This window comes from Kutzneria viridogrisea DSM 43870, assembly GCF_000525635.1.
In the GTDB taxonomy this organism is placed as follows: Bacteria; Actinomycetota; Actinomycetes; order Mycobacteriales; family Pseudonocardiaceae; genus Kutzneria; species Kutzneria viridogrisea.
The window spans coordinates 3,559,073-3,576,387 of sequence record NZ_CP007155.1 but is presented as its reverse complement, the minus strand read 5'-3'; the positions used below and the strand labels follow the sequence as shown (position 1 = coordinate 3,576,387).

At 71.6% G+C, this 17,315-nt stretch carries 16 protein-coding genes; 10 read left to right on the top strand and 6 right to left on the bottom strand.

The features are described 5' to 3' along the window. The first annotated feature begins 8 nt into the window (after positions 1-8). The 3 genes from KALB_RS16070 to KALB_RS16060 are packed head-to-tail and all read left to right on the top strand — an operon-like array spanning position 9 to position 1,731. Complete coding sequence (locus KALB_RS16070; RefSeq protein ID WP_201771926.1) at positions 9-458, top strand: ferric reductase-like transmembrane domain-containing protein; 450 nt, start codon at positions 9-11, stop codon at positions 456-458. Then, positions 455-1,531, top strand: a complete 1,077-nt coding sequence (locus tag KALB_RS16065; RefSeq protein ID WP_051913134.1) for an NADH-ubiquinone oxidoreductase-F iron-sulfur binding region domain-containing protein — start codon at positions 455-457, stop codon at positions 1,529-1,531. Before KALB_RS16070 ends, KALB_RS16065 begins: the two co-directional genes overlap by 4 nt. Beyond that, on the top strand, positions 1,528-1,731 hold the full coding sequence (locus KALB_RS16060) for a ferredoxin (RefSeq protein ID WP_025356732.1): 204 nt from the start codon (positions 1,528-1,530) through the stop codon (positions 1,729-1,731). The genes KALB_RS16065 and KALB_RS16060 overlap by 4 nt, the downstream gene beginning before the upstream one ends. On the opposite strand, the gene sigC is transcribed toward KALB_RS16060, so the two are convergent. Next, positions 1,732-2,295 carry an RNA polymerase sigma factor SigC gene (gene sigC, locus KALB_RS16055; protein ID WP_025356731.1) on the bottom strand — a complete coding sequence of 188 codons (564 nt, stop codon included), beginning with the start codon at positions 2,293-2,295 and terminating at the stop codon, positions 1,732-1,734. It lies immediately after the preceding gene. A 64-nt stretch (positions 2,296-2,359) separates the two neighbouring features. Here sigC and KALB_RS16050 point away from each other — a divergent pair, with 64 nt between their 5' ends. Next, entirely contained in the window at positions 2,360-3,094 is a 735-nt protein-coding gene (locus tag KALB_RS16050; protein ID WP_025356730.1) for a zf-HC2 domain-containing protein, read from the top strand. A gap of 110 nt (positions 3,095-3,204) precedes the next feature. Continuing rightward, the gene (locus KALB_RS16045; RefSeq protein ID WP_148309484.1) at positions 3,205-3,966 is read left to right on the top strand and encodes a PP2C family protein-serine/threonine phosphatase; all 762 of its coding nucleotides are present in this window, start codon (positions 3,205-3,207) and stop codon (positions 3,964-3,966) included. On the opposite strand, the gene KALB_RS16040 is transcribed toward KALB_RS16045, so the two are convergent. Continuing rightward, positions 3,903-7,091 carry a glucodextranase DOMON-like domain-containing protein gene (locus KALB_RS16040; RefSeq protein WP_025356728.1) on the bottom strand — a complete coding sequence of 1,063 codons (3,189 nt, stop codon included), beginning with the start codon at positions 7,089-7,091 and terminating at the stop codon, positions 3,903-3,905. The genes KALB_RS16045 and KALB_RS16040 overlap by 64 nt on opposite strands. A gap of 393 nt (positions 7,092-7,484) precedes the next feature. Here KALB_RS16040 and KALB_RS50040 point away from each other — a divergent pair, with 393 nt between their 5' ends. Beyond that, complete coding sequence (locus tag KALB_RS50040; protein WP_025356727.1) at positions 7,485-8,984, top strand: GGDEF domain-containing protein; 1,500 nt, start codon at positions 7,485-7,487, stop codon at positions 8,982-8,984. Here KALB_RS50040 and KALB_RS16030 read toward each other — a convergent pair. Together KALB_RS16030 and KALB_RS16025 are read right to left on the bottom strand one after the other, a co-directional pair. Further along, positions 8,974-9,882, bottom strand: a complete 909-nt coding sequence (locus KALB_RS16030; protein WP_025356726.1) for a cobalamin-binding protein — start codon at positions 9,880-9,882, stop codon at positions 8,974-8,976. The two genes, KALB_RS50040 and KALB_RS16030, sit on opposite strands and share 11 nt — an antisense overlap. A gap of 23 nt (positions 9,883-9,905) precedes the next feature. Beyond that, positions 9,906-11,510 (bottom strand): flavin monoamine oxidase family protein, encoded by a 1,605-nt coding sequence (locus KALB_RS16025; protein ID WP_035976583.1) that lies wholly within the window; start codon positions 11,508-11,510, stop codon positions 9,906-9,908. A gap of 108 nt (positions 11,511-11,618) precedes the next feature. On the opposite strand from KALB_RS16025, the gene KALB_RS16020 reads away from it, so the two are divergent. Beyond that, positions 11,619-12,647: a C40 family peptidase gene (locus KALB_RS16020; RefSeq protein WP_030111276.1), complete on the top strand. Its 1,029-nt coding sequence runs from the start codon at positions 11,619-11,621 to the stop codon at positions 12,645-12,647. 114 nt (positions 12,648-12,761) lie between these two features. Next, positions 12,762-13,493: a helix-turn-helix domain-containing protein gene (locus KALB_RS16015; protein ID WP_025356723.1), complete on the top strand. Its 732-nt coding sequence runs from the start codon at positions 12,762-12,764 to the stop codon at positions 13,491-13,493. 58 nt (positions 13,494-13,551) lie between these two features. Here KALB_RS16015 and KALB_RS16010 read toward each other — a convergent pair whose 3' ends face one another. After that, a complete protein-coding gene (locus KALB_RS16010; protein ID WP_025356722.1) occupies positions 13,552-15,012 on the bottom strand; it encodes an alpha/beta hydrolase in 1,461 nt (486 codons plus the stop codon). Positions 15,013-15,212: 200 nt separating this feature from the next. On the opposite strand from KALB_RS16010, the gene KALB_RS16005 reads away from it, so the two are divergent. Then, positions 15,213-15,638, top strand: coding sequence for a nuclear transport factor 2 family protein (locus KALB_RS16005; RefSeq protein ID WP_025356721.1), 426 nt, complete (start codon positions 15,213-15,215; stop codon positions 15,636-15,638). Positions 15,639-15,696: 58 nt separating this feature from the next. Here the strand turns inward: KALB_RS16005 and KALB_RS16000 are convergent, their stop codons facing one another. Next, positions 15,697-16,182, bottom strand: coding sequence for a carboxymuconolactone decarboxylase family protein (locus KALB_RS16000; protein WP_025356720.1), 486 nt, complete (start codon positions 16,180-16,182; stop codon positions 15,697-15,699). A 181-nt stretch (positions 16,183-16,363) separates the two neighbouring features. Between KALB_RS16000 and KALB_RS15995 the strand changes: the two genes are divergently transcribed. Next, complete coding sequence (locus KALB_RS15995; protein WP_025356719.1) at positions 16,364-17,305, top strand: RNA polymerase sigma-70 factor; 942 nt, start codon at positions 16,364-16,366, stop codon at positions 17,303-17,305. The last annotated feature ends 10 nt before the right edge of the window (positions 17,306-17,315 follow it).

Below are 17,315 nucleotides of genomic sequence, written 5' to 3'. Positions count from 1 at the left end.
CGGGCATCGTGAACGGCTCGGGCCGTCAACTCGCGGGCCTGCCCCGGTTCGCGGTGGCCGCCGTGCACCGCAACGCCAGCATGCTGGCGGTCAGCTTCCTGTTGGTGCACATCGCAACCCTGTTGTTCGACCCCTACGCCCAGCTGCGGCTGGTGGACCTGGTCGTACCGTTCTTCGGCCAGTACCAACCACTCTGGCTCGGGCTGGGCACGCTCACCCTCGACCTGCTGCTGGCGATCACCGTCACCAGCCTGCTGCGGCAACGGATCGGCCTGCGCGCCTGGCGGTTCGTGCACTGGGCTGCCTACGCCACCTGGCCGATCGCCCTGATGCACGCGATCGGCACGGGCAGCGACACCAGCCAACTGTGGCTGTGGGCGGTCTTCGCCCTGTCGGCCGCGACCGTGGCGGCGGCACTCATCTGGCGTTGCGCCCCAAGACCTGTGGAGGTCCGATGACAACCACGACCAGCGTGGTCCGGCTGCTCGACCAGACCGAACCGGACGCCCCGTGGCCGGGCCGCGCCACCGACCTGATCAGCGCCGTGCGCACCGCGGGGCTGACCGGCCGGGGTGGCGGCGGCTTCCCCACCTGGCGCAAGCTCGCCGCCGTGGCGCGGACCCGCCGACCAGTGGTGATCGGCAACGCGGCGGAGGGCGAACCGGCCAGCCGCAAGGACCTGACCTTGTTGCAGCGCAGGCCACATCTCGTGCTGGACGGGTTGCTGCTGGCCGCACGGGCGGTCAACGCGAGCCGGTGCTACCTGTACGCCTCACCCGCGGCGGCGGCACACGCCCGCCGCGCGCTGGCCCAGCGACCGGGTGACCGTGTGTCCATTGTGGAGGCCCCTGACACGTTCCTCGCGGGCGAGGAGACCGCGGTGCTCAACGCCATCGCCGGGCGGCGTGCCGTGCCACGGGACCGGCAACAACCCTTGCCACAGCTGGGGTTCCTGGTGCAGAACGTGGAGACGCTCGCCCACCTGGCGCAGATCGCGCGCTACGGTGCGGACTGGTTCCGCGACGTCGGGAGCCGGGAGGCCCCGGGCACCTACTTGGCCACCGTGAGCGGAGCCGTTGCCACGCCTGGGGTTTACGAGGTGCCGACGGGCACGGCCGTGGACACCTTGCTCGCCATGGCGGGCGGCGTGCGGGGTCACGTGCTGGTCGGCGGCTACCACGGCACCTGGGACAGCGACCAGTCCCGTGGCGCCGGGGTGGTGATGGCCCTGCCGACCGGGGCGTGCGGCCTGGTGGAGACCGCGCGCGTCATGTCCTACCTGGCAAGGCAGAGCGCCGGTCAGTGCGGTCCGTGCCGCAACGGGCTGCCGCGCATCGCCGACCTGCTCGGTGCGCTGGCCCGCCGCCAGGCTACGCCGGACACCGTGCGAGCGCTGCACACCCTCGCCGGGCTGGTGACCGGCCGCGGCGCGTGCCACCACCCGGACGCCAGCGTGCGACTGCTGCGCAGCACCCTGATCACCTTCGAGCGCGAGGTCGACGCGCACCTGAGGGGCGGGTGCACACGATGACTCGACTGCACATCGACTGGACCGCGTGCGACGGACGCGGGCTGTGCGCGGAGCTGCTGCCCGAGGTACTGGCCACCGACCCGTGGGGCTATCCACTGCCCCGGGACGGCTCGCGCGAACCGGAAGTGCCCGCCGCGGTGGAACACCACGCACGCCAGGCGGCCGCCCTGTGCCCGAAGCTGGCGTTGCGGCTGAAGTGATCAGCCGGTGCCGGTGTTGGGTTCCCGCATGGCCTGCACCAGGTCGTCGCGGGCCCTGGCCACGCGCGAGCGGACCGTGCCGATCGGGCAGCCGCTGACCTCGGCGGCCTCCGCGTAGGGCAGGCCGAGCACCTGGGTGAGCACCAGCGCCTCGCGCCGGTCGGGGTCCAGGCCCTCCAGCAGCAGGTTCAGCTCCACCACGTCCTCGAACCCGGTGGCGCGGGGCGAGCCGCCCTCGGCGGCCTGCACCCAGTCCACCCCGGCGGCGGTGCGCGGGCGGGCCACCGCGGACCGGACCTGGTCGACCACCACGCGCCGCGCGATGGACAGCAGCCAGGTCCGCGCCGAGGACCGTCCCGCGAAGCGCGGCAGGCTGCCGATCGCGCGCAGGTAGGTGTCCTGGGCCAGGTCGTCGGCGCTGCCCACGTCGGCCAGGTGCGCCACGAACCGCCACACGTCGCGCTGGGTGGCGCGGATGAACTGCTCCAGCGCGCCCGCCTCGCCCCGGCCCGCGGCCAGGGCGAACTCGGTGACCTGCGCGTCCTGCGCCTCTGACCAGCTCACGGTCCAGGAGGGTAATCCACCGCCCCACGGGAACTGAGAGGCACTCCCGTACGACAATCTGGACGTGGAGTGTGCAACCTGTCGCGAGGCGCTGTCGGCCCGGCTGGACGCCGAGCAGGAACCGGTGCCCGCAGCCTGGACCGACGAGCACCTGGCCCAGTGCCCGGCGTGCCAGCAGTGGCAGGCCCGCGCCACCGCGCTGACCAGGGCCCTGCGCGTGCGGCCCGCGACGGCGACCCCGGACCTGGTCGGGCCGGTGCTGGAGACCGCCGTGCTGCCCGCGCCGAGCCGGGGCTGGTGGGCGAGGGCCGCGCTGGGCGCGGTGGCGGTGGCCCAGCTCACCCTGGGCATGGCCGAGGTGCTGGGCGTGGACCAGGGCATGCCGGACATGGCGGGCAGCGCGCACCTGTTCAACGAGAGCACCGCCTGGAACCTCGCGCTGGGCCTGGGCATGTTGTGGGCCGCCCTGCGCACGCGGGCGGCCTCGGGCATGTTGCCGCTGCTGGGCGGCTTCCTGCTGGTGCTCGGCGCCTTCTCCGTGCACGACCTGCTGGACGGCACGGCCACGCTGGGCCGGGTCGCCTCACACGGGCTGCTGGTGGTGGGCATGGGCCTGCTGTACGCGGTGCACCGCGGACACGCCGATGACCGTTCACCCACCCCTGGGCGCGGCGATGCCCTACCCTCCTCAACTGCGGACACGGCGACCGCCGCCGACGACTCCACCATCCGGCCCAGCGGGCGCCCCTCCGGTGGACGACCTCCACTGCGGCCGGCGGGCCATCACAGGGCGGCATAAATCCCACAGCAACCACCTACGGCCGTCTCAGCGTCTTCACAGGCAAGTCCGTGATCCTGGTCGTAGCACGGTGGGCCAGTGCCACCGTCGGGTTCGGGGAGGGGATCGGCGTGAACGATCTCGTACAGGGCACCACCGCCTGGGACGCGGCCAGCGGTCAGGGGCAGCGCAGGACCAACGCGGACGCGGTGGCCTGCCGCAGGGACCCCGACAGCGGGCAGTTCGTGTTCGCCGTGGCCGACGGCATCGGGGACACCGCGGGCTCGGCCGAGGCCGCGCGCAAGGCGGTCAAGGCCGCGGTGGCCACGCCCAGCGGGCACGGGGCCATCCAGGCCGTGCTCGCCGCGCAGCAGGTACTGCGCAACAGCCGGGACGACTGCGTGATCGTGGTGGCCGTGCCGTTCACCGACCGGGTCAGCACCGGGTACCGCATCGCCTGGGTCGGCGACTGCCGCGCCTACCTGTGGGACGACAACTCGGTCACCCAGCTCACCGTGGACCAGACCGTGGCCGCCTACCTGCGCTCGCAGCTGCGGCCGACCACCCCGCACATGGAGCACATCGTCACCAACACGGTGCGCACCACGACCACCGACCAGATCGGCTGGACCCAGGTGCGCACCGCGGGCTCGGGCCTGCTGCTGTCCACCGACGGGGTGCACAAGATCGTGCCCGCGGCCACCATGCACCGCGAGCTGGCGCACGCCGACCAGCCCGCGCGGGCGCTGACCGCGGCGGCCGAGACGCTCGGTGGCCGGGACAACGCCAGCGCGATCGTGATCGACTGGACCGGTCGGCGCCCCTCGGGTCAGGGCACGATGACCGACTTGATCAGCACGCTGCCCCGGGTCGGGTCCAGCTCCGTGGCCTGATCGGTGCCGGTGGGCGTGAGCACGTCCACCGCCTTGGGCACCGAACCCGGATCGACCCGGCAGACCGGCGCGGTACCGCCCGCGGCGCAGACCCCGAACTGGTAGCCGCTGGGGGCCGCGGTGAAGCCGCGCGCAAGGTCGGCGCTGTAGCCGTCCTGGCCGGTGAGCACCACCGCGAAGGTCCAGCCCTTGGCGGGGTCGCCGAACTGGGCCTTGGGCAGGGCCACGGTGATCGTGTGGCCTTCCGCCGAGGCCACGGCCGCGGTCGGGGTGCCCACCTGGTTGCCCGCCGCGTCCACCCATACCGGGGCCGCGAAGCCCTGCAACTCGACGCGCTGGCTCCAGGGCCCCACCGAGTAGTTCCGCGAGGGGTGCGGCGCCGCCGTGGAGGTCGCCTTGCCCGGCTGGCCCACGTAGATGTCCAGCAGCTGCGCGCCCATCGTGGACCCGAAGGTGGGCACCAGGTTGGCCAGCGTGGTCCGCAGGTACACCGTGTCCCCGGAGCTGATCACCTGGAACCTGGTCAGGTCGAAGGAACCCGAGGCGAAGTCGGCCGCCGTCGGGTACTGGTAGGTGCCCGGACCGTGGTCGTCCCCGGCCGGGTCGGCCTGGTCCAGGACGGAGGTGCCGCCGACGAGGTCACCGGTCACCGAGACCCGCGCGAACCCGGTCCGGTTGGCGGAGGCCGAGACGCCCACACTCAGCGCCGTGGCCCCGAAGGACACCGGGACCGCCACGGTGAACGAGCCGTCCGCACCGGCCGTCGTGCTGACCGTGGCCGCGTGACTGCCCACGTCGGTGCCCGCCGACTGCACGGTGACCGCCGCCCCGGCAACCGTGTGGCCGGTGACCGAGGTCGTGCCGCCGGAGACGGTGCTGCCCGCGGCCGGTGAGCTGATCGTGACCTCGGCCTTGCCCGGAGCGGGATTGCTGACGTACCGGCTCGTGGTCAGCTCGGGACGGTCCAGCACCTTGTTGGCGTTCAGGTCCGCGCGCAGCCGCAGGCGCTGTGCCTGCGCCCAGGTCAGCGGTGCGGCCGATCCCGCGGCCTTGCCGTTGGCGAACCCGATCGAGGCCGTGGCCGGGTCCGTGCCGTACGGGGAGGCCGCCAGGTCCGGGGACTCCCACGCCTGCTCGGGGACGAGCCCGACCCCGGACGCCGAGTTCACCATGCTGTCCAGCAGTTCCCTGGCACCGGACTGGTCGCCCAGCAGCAGCTTGGACTCGGCCCGCTCCCCGGACAGCACCGGCCACAGGTGGCCCGTACCGGTGTTATCGGTCGGCCACGGCTGGCCCACGACCTTGCAGGAGCTCTGGCTGGGCTGGTAGCACTCGCCGTAGCCGTCCGCGCTGCCCTGCGCCGCCGAGGTCCCGTACCGGTAGTAGCCGGTGCCGGTGGCCGTCCGCACCGCGATCTGCTTGTCCAGCACCGCAAGGGAGGCCAGGTGGTCCGGGTCGTTCGGCGCGAGCTCGCCCAGCCGCACCAGTTCCTGGAAGCCACCGTCCACAACGGACCGCTGGTCCACGGTCGGCCCGCCGTTGCCCAGGTTGTAGCGGACCGCCGAGTTCGGGTCGCCGTTCTTGGTCAGGCGGGTGAAGTACCTCGGCGCGTACGGCCCGCTGCTGGTCACCGTCCAGGACTTCACCGAGCGCTGGAACTCGTCGGCCGCCGCCTGGTACACCCGTGCGTCCGCGCCGTCGCCCTGCCGCTGGGCGACGGCCGCGGCGGCCGTCAGCCCCGCGATCTCCGCCGCGATGGTCGATGGCGAGTAGCCCGACTGCTCCTCCCAGCGCTCCACTCCGTAGAAAGGCCCGTGCGACACCAGGTAGTCCGCGGCGGGCTTGACGTGGTCAGTCCACAACGGACGGTCGTCCTGGAGGTTCGCCAAGTACGCCATCAGGATCGGGTACGCCGTCTCGTCCAGCTGGTCCCCGCCGGTGTCCGGCGCGACCTTGCCGTTCAGCAGGGAGTTGCGCGGGATCTCCCCGGTCGGCAGCTGCTGCTTGGTGAGCAGGAACCTGGCCACCGCACGCGCCGTGGACCGGTCCCCCGCCGCCAGGAAGCCCGTGAACGCCTCGTACGCGTCCCGGGCGAACACCTCCCGGTACGAGCCGAAGTACACCGGCTTGCCGCCCACGAGCGCGCCCGCGTTCACCGCCTGCCCCCACGGGCTGGCCAGCGAGGCGGCCACCGCACCGGGGAAGGTCTTGTCCACGCTGGCCTTCAGCACGTTCGCGTCCAGTGTGGACGTTCCAGGGGCCAGGCCGCTGTCGTAGTCCCGCCAACCGTCCTCGTAGTCCCCGCGCAGCTCCTCGAAGGGCTTCGCCAGCGAGGCCCGGCCGGTGTCCACCGCCTGCTGCTGCGTGCGCCCGAACCCGAGCGTGAGCGTGAACTCCTTGCCGCGCACCGGAGTGACCTCCTGCGAGGCCACGATGTGCCCATTGGCCGCCGCGCTCGCACCGGGCTGGCTGCCCGCGTAGCCGACCTTCGGTGCCTTGCCCGAGCTCGCCTGCATCGCCAGGTACGTCGGCACCGCGTAGTCCCGGTTGGCCGCCTGGCTCACCGTGCCCGTGTCGTACACGACGGCGGCGTTGCCGTCCACGATCCCGCTGTCCGCGCCGCCGTTGTCCTTGCCGCCGCCACCGTTGCCGTTCACGTGCGCGTCCAGCTGCGCGTAGACCCGCAGGTTCGGCGGGCCGTCCACCCGCGTGCGCATGACCACCGAGTCCCGCGCCGGGTCGGTCACATACGTGGTCACCAGCTGGTAGCCGTGACTGCGGCTGGTGGCCGTCACGGTGCAGGCCATGCCGGTCTTGTCCGCCGCCACGGTGTAGGTCGTGTCGCGCGTCTGCACGTCGGTGAACGTCCCGTCCGTCACCACGTACTGCAAGGTCCCCACATTGGTGTTGTCGATCGTCGGCTCGTAGACGTCCGACAGCACGCCGTTCGCCACCGTGTACCAGATCTTCGAGGTGTTGTTGCGCGCCGTGCCCAGGCAGTCCTTGCGCCCCAGGTCGAAGTACGAGTTCGTCCCCGGTCCCCCGGGCGCCGTGTCCGCCAGCGCCGGTGCCCCCGTTGCCGCCAACGCCACGGCCGTGAGCAGGGTCAGACCCCAACGCGACATCGCGCCTCCCCAGGTGACTCGATTCAGCCGCGCCACACTACGCGCGCCGTTCGCACCAGGTCCACCACTGGGCACGCTGTCGATTCGTCAGTTTCGATCCTCACTGAAGTCACAGCGCACTGGAATGCCATGAAAGTGCCGTTCATGGCGTTCAACGCAGTGAACGGCACTTTCATGGCACGCGGGTCGGGTCTGGTCACTTGCAGACAGCATTTTGCGCACCAGTGAACTGGGTGAATGGTCACGCATCCCGAGTGCGATCAGGAATTTGACCAGCGACTCGGCCGGAAAGGGCGCGTTCGGCCCGGAACGGGTTGCTCCTCCATTCCGAAGCAGTACCCTTCTGTCTTCACGGCCAGTTGATGACGAGCGCCGCCGGGGTGGTTGCCGCGGATGAAGGCACGACCGTTCATGATCCTGTGCGGTTCCGCCGCGCTCGTACTCGCCGTCTGCGTCTACGCCGTGTACCCCGGGGTACTGCCCCACTCGGGCGCGGTGGCCGTTGACGACGTGTTGCAGCTGGTGTGCAGCTTCCTGGCGGTGTTCGGCTACGCGTGGACCGCCCGCCGCGCACGCGGCAACGACCGGCGCTGGCGCGGTTGGATGCTGTGCAGCGCGATCAGCCTGACCATCGGCCTGCTGGCGTGGATCTCCAGCCAGGTGCTGGCCGGGGTGGCGCTGCCGGCGACCACGCTCGCCCCGCTCGGCTTCATCATGACCGCGGTGTTCCTGCTGCCCGCGGTGCTGACCATGGCCCGCGGCGAGCCCGATGCCGAGGAACCCCCGGCCGTGCAGCGCAACCGAGCGTTGCTGCTGCTGGACGGGCTGATCCTGGCCGGGTCGCTGGCGATCCTGGTGTCCATCACGCTGTCCGAGCAGATCGCCCGGTCCTGGGCCTCCTCCGGCCCGGGCTTCGTCACCGTGGTGGCGCACCCGGCCGTGTACCTGGTGGTCATGCTGATCATGGTCGTGCTGGCCCGCACCCGGCCCGCCGCACGGCAGACCGCGATGTGGGTGCTGTTCGGTGCCGCGCTGACCCAGTCCGGGTCCGCCTGGCTGTTCGCCTACCTGGTGGCCAACGGGGCCAACGCCATCCCTCCGCTGGCCGACGCGGGCTTCATGGCGGCGCCCCTGCTGTACGCGCTGGCCCCGTGGGCCCCGCCGCCGCGGTCCCGCGCCGCGGTCAGCGACGACCGGCTGCGCACGGGGGCGTACCTGCACCTGCTGGTGCCCTTCCTGCCGCTGGTGGTCACCGGGGTGTTCATCGGCGTGGGCACGGCCACCGGCATCGACCTGGGCCCCACCGAGGTGTACCTGGGGCTGGCAGTGGTGGCCCTGATGGCGCTGCGCCAGCTGCTGACCTCGGCGGACAACGTGCGCCTGCTGCGCAGCCTGGTCGACAGCCGGGCCGAGCTGGAGTACCAGGCCACGCACGACCCGGTCACCGGCCTGGCCAACCGCGCAGCCTTCCAGGACCGGCTGGACCGGGCCGACCACCCGTTGTCGCTGCTGTTCATCGACGTGGACGACTTCAAGGGGGTCAACGACCGGTACGGGCACGCCACCGGGGACGCCGTGCTGCGCGCGGTGGGTCAGCGGCTGGCCGGTTGCGTGCGGGAGGGCGACCTGGTGGCGAGGCTGGGCGGGGACGAGTTCGGGGTGCTGATCGACGGGCCCACGAACGAGCCGCACGAACTGGGCCGCCGGGTGCTCGCCTCGCTGAGCCAGCCCTACGCGATCGGCGGCACCCTGCTCGGCGTGCGGGTCAGCATCGGGCTGGTCACCCGGGACGAGCTGTCCCCGGAGACCACCGGGGACAGCCTGCTCAGCCAGGCCGACATCGCGATGTACGCGGCCAAGCGGGCGGGCAAGGGCACGCTGGTCATCGGCTGACCGGCAGCGCCTCCGACCGGGTCACGGGTTCGCCCGCGCCGACCCCGTGCAGCACCTGCGCGAGGACCTCGGCACCGCGGACCACGCGCGGGCCCGGCCGGTTGAAGTAGGCGGGGCCGTCGAGCACCCAGACCCGGCCGTCCCGGACCGCGGGCAGGTCCGTCCACTCAGGACGGTCAGTCAGCAGGTGCAACTCGGACAGCGTGCGCTTGGGCGGGAACCCGCAGGGCAGCACGAGCAGCACCTCGGGGCGGGACCGCACCACCTCGGCCCAGGCCACGGCTGAGGTGTGCTCACCTGGCGCGGCCAGCAGCGGTTGGCCGCCCGCGCAGTCGATCTGCTCGGGAACCCAGTGCCCGGCGGGCCACACCGGGTCCAGCCACTCGATGGCGGCCACCCTCGGACGGGGTCTACCGGCCACGGCCGCGCGTACGGCGTCCAGCCTGCCGTGCAGGCCGTCGAGCACGGGCTGGGCGTCGACTCCCAGCACGGCGGCGAGTTCGCGCACGCAGCCCAGCACGTCGGACAGGGTCCTGGGTTCCAGGCTGATCACCGTCGTGCCCGTGTCCATGACCCGTACGGCATCGGAGACGCGCCGGTAGGACACCGCGCAGACCTCGCACAGGTCCTGGGTCAACACCAGGTCGGGGGCCAGCTCGGCGAGCAGGTCCACGTCCAGGTGGTACAGCGAGGAACCGCCGTGCGCGGCCCCGCCCACCGCGGCGGAGATCTCCCGGCTGCCCATCGCCTGGTCGATGCCGCTGGCGGTGACCACCGGCACGCCCGCGACCTGCTCGGCGGGCCAGTCGCACTCGTGCGTGCGGCCCACCAGGTCCACGCCGCGGCCCAGCACCGCGACGAGGTCGGTGGCCGCCGGCAGCAGCGAGACGATGCGCACCGGGCAAGCGTAGTGCGGATCCGTTACCGGGACAGGGCTCGGCCGTGCAGCGCGGTGACGGCCGCGCGGGCGGACAGGATCGCGCCGTGCTGCCAGGCATCCACGTACGACAGCCAGTCCCCGGCGAAGAGCACCCGGCCCGTGGGCCGGGCCACCGGTTTCAGCACGGCGGCGTCGGGAGTGTCCTCCGGCAGGTCGTGCCAGGCGCCCTCGATGTACGGAGTGGTCATCCAGGACTGGGAGAACGCGGAGACCAGTTCGGTCCGGTACTTCGGCCCGTAGATCCGTTCACCGAGCATGACCGCCCGATCGACACGCTGCTGCGGGGTCATCGCGTCGTACTTCGCCGCGTTGCGCGCGAAGTTGTAGTAGCCGATGAGCACGCCTCGGTCCCCGTGGAAGCCCGAGGCGGGGTGCCAGATCTGCCGCAGGTCCAGGTCGGTCCAGGTGATCCCGCCGTAGATCCGGTGTTCGGTCTCCCACCACCTGCTGCGGTACTCCAGCCCGAGCTTGCTCGCCGGAGCGGGACTGACCGAGGTGAGCGCCCGCTGCACCTCGGGGCCGAGGTTGTGCGGCAACTGGGCCAGGATGTGCGGCGGCATGGCGCAGACGCAGTAGTCGGCGCGCAGTTCTCGCTGCTGTGCGGAGCTGTCGGTGTAGGTGACCAGGACCCCGTTGGCCTCCTGGCGGACCGAGGTGGCCGCACACCTGGTCCGGATCCGGTCGGCGCCGATGGCCCCTGCCAACGCCTGGGGGATCCGGTCCATGCCGCCGACCGGCTGGAACATGACCATGGCCTGGTCGAACTCGGACTCGAAGGAGAGGTACCTGCCCACGGCCGAACTGAAGACCGCGGAGACATCGGGAACCGGGTGCAGCGGCCGCCCCGGATCCCCGGCAGCACCTGGGTAGGCGCTGTACCCGCGCTGGCTGCCGCCCGTGTAGTCGTACTCGCCACCGATGCTGCCCCACTCCTCCAGGAAGGCCAGCAGCTGCTCGCGGTCCTCCCCGCTCAACTCCATGTCGAGGGCACCGCGCGCGGACGCCTTGGCCAGCAACTCACTGACGTAGCCGTGCACGTCGGACCGCACCGTGCGGAACCGGACCGGCTTTCCCGGCTCCATCCCGTCCCGCTCGTTGTAGATGTAGGCGTCCGCGTTGGTGTTGGGGAAGATCTCGATCGGTACGCGCAGTTCCCGGCAGTAGTCCAGGGTGACCATCCACTGTGCGAGGCGGGCCGGTCCGCAGTTCATGTACTGCCCGTCGGCGAAGCTCGCGGTCTGGGTGGTCCCCGAGAGGTCGGTCTGGGTGGTACCGGCCCGCGCGGTGAAGTTCCTGCCACCCACCCGGTCCCGGGGTTCGAGCACCGTGCAGCGGTACCCCGCCTTGCCCAGTTCGTAGGCGGCCACCAGGCCCGCGACGCCGCCACCGAGGACCACCACCGAGGCGGGCACGCGCCCGGACAGGCGGAAGTCGGCGGCCCGCGGCGGCTGGAAAGCCGGGGCGGCCCCGGCGGTCGGTGCGAGGCCGAGTGCCCCCATGGCGGCGAACATCACCCCCGCGCCACCGGTCATGCCGACGGAACGCAGGAAGTCCCGCCTGCTCGGCGCGGATCGCCTCGATTCCACTGCTGCCTCCAACTCGTAGTCCCCTCGATCATTCACACGCCGGTACAAGTCACGGGGTTCACGGTGCAACCCCCGGGCCGGCTTCGGCGTCAGGGACCCGTGCACGCGATGAACAAGGCAAACCGGTTCTGGGTGGCGGGCGCGGTCGGCGTCCTGTTCGGGCTCACCGCGGCTCCCGCGCTGGCCGACCCGCCCGCGAACGAGGACCCGGTCGCCAAGCTCAAGGCGGCCGGGCAGCAGGCAGAGGAGTTGCACGAGAAGTACGTCCTCGCACAGCACGACCTGGAGGCCCGCCAGGCCGAGGTGGAGCGGGCCAAGGCCGATGTCGGCAAGGCGCAGCGGGCCGGGCAGGCCGCGCGCACGGAGCAGGAGCGCTTCCGGGGCCAGGTGGACCAGTTCGCCGCGGCCTCCTTCAGCGGCACGCAGTTCACCAGCATGTCCGCGCTGCTCAGCGGCCAGTCCGCGCAGGATTTCCTGGACCGCAGCTGGCTGCTGGACGAGGTGAGCAGGCAGAACGGGCAGGTCCTGGACGGCATGAACTCGGCCGTGGACAAGGCGAACTCCGCCGACCAGCAGGCGCAGCAGGCCCAGCAGCGGGCCAGTGAGGCGGCGGCCCAGGCGCAGCGGGTCAAGGACGACCTCGGGCGGCGCGAGGCCGAGGCCACCCGCGCCAAGAACGAGGCGCAGACCGCGCTCGACCAGCTGTCCAGCTCGCAGCGGACCACGTTGCGCGGGGACCGCGGGGTGTCCTACGGCCCGATCAACGCCCCCGGCGCGGCCGGTGCCGCCGTGCGCGCGGCCCTGTCCCAGGTGGGCACCCCGTACAACCTGGGCGCCGAGAGCCCGGGCGTGGCCTTCGACTGCTCCGGGCTGGTGCAGTGGGCGTACCGCCAGGCCGGGGTCTCGATCACCCGGATCACCACCACCCAGTACGCCGAGGGCGCCCCCGTGTCCCGCGGCGACCTGCGACCCGGTGACCTCGTGTTCTTCGGGACCGCGGCGGACATCCACCACGTGGGCATGTTCATCGGTGAGGGCAAGGTCGTGCACGCCCCCGACTTCGGCCAGGTGGTCAAGGTGGTGCCGCTGGAGCAGGCGGGCCGCGACTACTACGGGGCGCGGCGGATCGTGGCCTAGGGCTGTCGTAGCAGGCGTGCGGGAAGATGATCGGGACGGCGCTTGACCATGCCGTGGCGGCACAGTGTCCGCTTGGTGCCTCAGCAGGTCCGGATTGCGCAGGAGGGGCAGACCATGCCGTGGAGCACTCGCGAGCTGGCCGAACTCGCCGGCACCAGCCTGCGCACGGTGCGTCACTACCACGATGTCGGTCTGCTGCCCGAGCCCGAGCGCCGCGCGAACGGCTACAAGTCCTACGGCGTGGGGCACCTGGTGCGCCTGCTGCGGATCAAGCGGTTCGCCGACCTCGGATTCTCGCTGGCCCAGATCACCGAGATGGACGACACCGACCAGACCTCCGACGACGCGCTGCGCGAGCTCGACGCCAAACTCGCCGCGGACATCGAACGCCTACAGCGCGCCCGCGACGAGATCGGCACGCTACTGCGGGACAAGGCCGCGGCCATGCTGCCGCCGGAGCTCGCGGCAGTACCCGAGGGCGTCGAGGTCTCCGAGGCCGAACGCTCGCTGTTGGTGGTCATCTCGCAGCTGCTCGGCCCCGGCGGACGAGAGCCCTTCGCGGAATGGATGCGCGGCTACGAGCGCACGCCGGAGGACATCGAGTTCGACGCCCTGCCCGCTGACGCCGATGAGCAGACCCGCGCCGACCTGGCCGCGCGCATGCTGCCGTACAGCGTGCAGCTCCGCGAGCAGCACCAGGGACGACTGCTGCGAGGCGAGGACGTACGCGGCGGCCCCCACTACGTGCAGCGCACGATCGGGGAGGCGCTGCGCGATATCTACAACCCGGCGCAGCTCGATGTCCTGGTCCGGCTGTCCGCACTGCTGCCGGACGACACGCGCTGACCGGCACGTCACGCGTGGTGAGACCCCGCACGGGTTGCGGGGTCTCACCAACGATCGATCAGTGGGCTTCTGCCGCGCAGGCCAGGTCGTGCGGTGGGCGTTGGCCAGTGGTCAGGAACGTCGTCACCGCGTTGTTGGCGCACTTGTTCTTGCCGACCAGGTAGACGCCGTGGCCGCCCTGGTCGGCCGTGACCATCCGGGCCCGGTCCCCGAACGCCTGCCGCAGTTGCCGGGCGCCGGGCAGCGGTGTCGGCACGTCGCGGAGGTTCTGCACCATGAGCACGTCCGACTGGCCCTGGTCACCGATGCGCACCTGTGGCTCGATCGGGTCCGGCCAGAACGCGCACGGCTGGATGTTGGCCGAAGCCGCACCGAACATCGGGTACCGGATCCGGTCTACGGCGACGTTGTGCTGGTAGGTCTGGACCGACTTGGGCCAGCGCGAGTCACCGCAGATCATGTAGTAGCGGCCGGAGATCAGGTTGTCCGGGTCCTGCTGGGGGCCGTCCGACCCGGGGCCCAGCGGTGGCAGCGGCTGGTTCGTGTCCAGCGCCCGCCAGAACTCGGCCAGCTTGGGCAGGCCCGGGTTGCCGAAGAGGAGGCCGAAGGTGGACATCCGGAACGTCGCACCGTCGACCCCTTGCACCGGCGTCCTGTCCAGCCGCGCGGCGAGCTCGAAGTACTTCGCGGTCACCTGCTCCGGAGTGCTGCCCAGGCGGTATTCGGCGTTGTTGGCGGCGGCGAACTTCGCGAAGTCCGGGAACCGGTCCTGAACACCTTGGCCCCACAGGCGTTCACCCGCGGCGTCCCAGCCGCCTGGGCCCAGGTTGCTGTCGAGCACGATCCGGTCGCTGTGTTGCGGGAACAGCGTCGTGTACACCGCGCCGAGGTAGGTGCCCCAGGAGTAGCCGTCGTAGGAGAGCTTCGGCTCGCCCAGCGCGGCCCGGATCCGGTCCATGTCGCGTGCGGTGTTGGCAGTGGTGACGTACGGCAGCATCCACGCCGTCTTCGAGGTGGCGCACTGCCGGGCGACGGTCTTCACCTCCTCGGCCCGCTTCGCGACGTCAGCCGCGGTGTTCGCGTAGGGCGGGATGTTGCCGTTCACCTCCTGTTCCGGCTTCAGATCACAGGTCACCGGCGTGCTGTGGCCGATGCCGCGCGGGTCGAACCCGATCACGTCGTAGCTGTCCAGCACGCTCTGGGGCAGATGCGCGGACATGAGATCGACCGGGAATTTCAGCCCGGGGGCGGGACCGCCCGGGTTGGTCAGCAGCACGCCGCGGCGCTGCGACGGGTTCTTGCTCGCCAGGCGGGAGATCGCGATCTCGATCTTCCGCCCGTCCGGGTTCCGGTAGTCCAGCGGCACTTCCAGAGTCGAGCACTCCAGGCCGGGCGACGCGACATCCGCCGGGCAAGGGCCCCAGTTCACGGTGCTCGGCGTCGCCGCCGCCGACACCGCCGGAACCGCGGCCGTCGCCAGTGCGGCGACCGCGAGTGCAATGGGCAAGGTTCTCCGCACCTGAATTCCCTCCAGACGGCGCACTCGGGCGCCGGAATCAATTGAGGCACTTCAGCCCCAGGTTCCCCGTGACGCTGACGCGCCGACCCATGCAGTTGAAACCATGCCGCTACGGCACGGTCAAGCCGATCGAGCACATCGGCGGTGCGCTCGGGCCGCCAAGCGGCGATCATGGTCGGCGAACCGTCCAAGGAGGCCTCATGTCCGCAACCCCGCAGGAGATCTTCGGGCGCTACCTCCATGCCGGAGCGCTGACCCGCGACGCCGACGCGCTCGCCGAACTGTTCACCGAGGACGGGGTGTTCGAGGCGCCACTCGTCCCGGCCGGCCACGTGTTCCCCAGTCGCCTGGCCGGACGGGAAGCGATCCGCGCCGGAATGGCCGCGTACTACCAGCGCACGGCCGGCGCGCCGCGGGGCCCGGCCGCCGGGGGCACGGTCGACGTGGCGAAGTCCGGCTACGTGCTGCACCACACCGCCGACCCCGAGGTGTTCATCGCCGAGATCGACACCGTCTTCGACGTGGCCGGGGAGACCGTGACCATGTCGCTGGTGCAGATCTTCCGGCTGCGTGACGGGAGGATCGCGCTGCTACGCGACTACTTCGCGCCGGACACAGTGTCCTGACGTGCGCGGGCCCGGCCCGGATCGAACGATCCCGGGCCGGGCCGGATTCGGCTGCCGATCAGTTGACCGCGGCGGCGAACATGCCGGGCTCGTAGGAGCCTCCACGCTGGTGCACGATGACGGCGAGCCGGTTGGCCGCGTTGATCAGGGCGACCAGGCAGACCAGCGCGGCGATCTGGTCCTCGTCGTAGTGCTTGCGCACCTGGGCCCAGGTCTGGTCGGACACGCCCTGGTGGGCGTCAGCGAGCCGGGTGCCCTCCTCGGCGAGCGCCAGCGCGGCCTGCTCGGCCTCGGTGAACACCGTGGACTCGCGCCAGGCGGCGACCAGGTTGAGCCGGACCGGGGTCTCACCGGCGGCCGCGGCCTCCTTGGTGTGCATGTCGATGCACCAACCGCAGCCGTTGATCTGGCTGGCGCGCAACGACACCAGTTCCTGCGTGGACTTCGGCAGCGGGGACTGCTGGATCACCAGGCTGGCGTTGGCGAACCGCTTGGCGAACTTGGCAGTGATCTCGTTGTCGAACATGGCGAATCGGGTGTCCATGACCTCGTCCTCACTCGTGGTGTCGCACTGAACGACCACGAGATGCCGTCGGGCCGACCCCTGTGACAGCGTGGCCGCGTGACGCGCGCCACAACAAGGATTGGCTACCTTCTCGGTGTCACACAGCGGCGGGGCCCGGCGTCTGGTGGGTGACACAGTCGAGAGTGAACAGGAGCCCCCCATGGTCGGCACGTCGCAGACCGCACCCGAGGACCGCGGCGGGAGCAGGAGCCCGGACGACCGCCCGGATCCCGCCACCGAGGCGTTCCTCGCCCACCGCAACCTGCTGTTCACCGTGGCCTACGAGATGCTCGGCTCGGCCGCCGACGCGGAGGACGTCCTCCAGGAGACCTGGCTGCGGTGGGCGGGCGTCGAGCTCGGCACCATCGAGAACCAGCGTGCGTACCTGGTCCGGATCACCACCCGCCAGGCACTCACCCGGCTGCGCACGCTTGGCCGCCGCAGGGAGTCCTACGTCGGCCCCTGGCTGCCCGAGCCGCTGCTCACCGCGCCCGACGTGGCCGAGGACGTAGAGCTGGCCGACAGCGTCTCGATGGCGATGCTGCTGGTGCTGGAGACGCTCACGCCGACCGAGCGGGCGGTGTTCGTGCTGCGCGAGGTGTTCGACCTGGCCTACGAGGAGATCGCCGAGGCCGTGGACAAGAGCCCGGCCGCGGTCCGCCAGATCGCGCACCGGGCACGGGCACACGTCGCGGCGCGCCGGCCGCGCGGGGTCGTGTCCGCGGGCGAGACCCGCTACGCACTCGAAGCGTTCCAGCGGGCGGCCGAAACAGGCGATCTGCAAAGCCTGCTCGACATCCTCGCGCCGGACGTCGTCTTCCTGGGTGACGGTGGCGGGATCAGGCAGGCCGTCCCGCGGCCCGTCGTGGGGGCAGACAAGGTGGCCCGCCTGCTGGCCACCGGGCTGGGCAGGATCGCCGCCATGGGTTCACTGCGGCCGGCGCAGGTCAATGGCTACCCGGCGCTGGTACTCCGGCAGGGCGGGGAGATCGACACCGTCGTGGCGGTGCGCATCGACGACGGCCTGGTCACCGGGCTCTACGCCGTGCGCAATCCCGAGAAGCTGTCGCACATGGAGCGGGAGACCACCCTGCGCCGCTGAGTCCGAAAAT

What these genes read in the sequence shown, in the direction of transcription:
- KALB_RS16040 (WP_025356728.1), bottom strand. Translation starts at nt 7,091, where the DNA reads ATGTCGCGTTGGGGTCTGACCCTGCTCACGGCCGTGGCGTTGGCGGCA.
- KALB_RS16005 (WP_025356721.1), top strand. Translation starts at nt 15,213, where the DNA reads ATGTCCGCAACCCCGCAGGAGATCTTCGGGCGCTACCTCCATGCCGGA.
- KALB_RS16060 (WP_025356732.1), top strand. Translation starts at nt 1,528, where the DNA reads ATGACTCGACTGCACATCGACTGGACCGCGTGCGACGGACGCGGGCTG.
- KALB_RS16015 (WP_025356723.1), top strand. Translation starts at nt 12,762, where the DNA reads ATGCCGTGGAGCACTCGCGAGCTGGCCGAACTCGCCGGCACCAGCCTG.
- KALB_RS16065 (WP_051913134.1), top strand. Translation starts at nt 455, where the DNA reads ATGACAACCACGACCAGCGTGGTCCGGCTGCTCGACCAGACCGAACCG.
- KALB_RS15995 (WP_025356719.1), top strand. Translation starts at nt 16,364, where the DNA reads ATGGTCGGCACGTCGCAGACCGCACCCGAGGACCGCGGCGGGAGCAGG.
- KALB_RS16000 (WP_025356720.1), bottom strand. Translation starts at nt 16,182, where the DNA reads ATGGACACCCGATTCGCCATGTTCGACAACGAGATCACTGCCAAGTTC.
- KALB_RS16020 (WP_030111276.1), top strand. Translation starts at nt 11,619, where the DNA reads ATGAACAAGGCAAACCGGTTCTGGGTGGCGGGCGCGGTCGGCGTCCTG.
- KALB_RS50040 (WP_025356727.1), top strand. Translation starts at nt 7,485, where the DNA reads ATGAAGGCACGACCGTTCATGATCCTGTGCGGTTCCGCCGCGCTCGTA.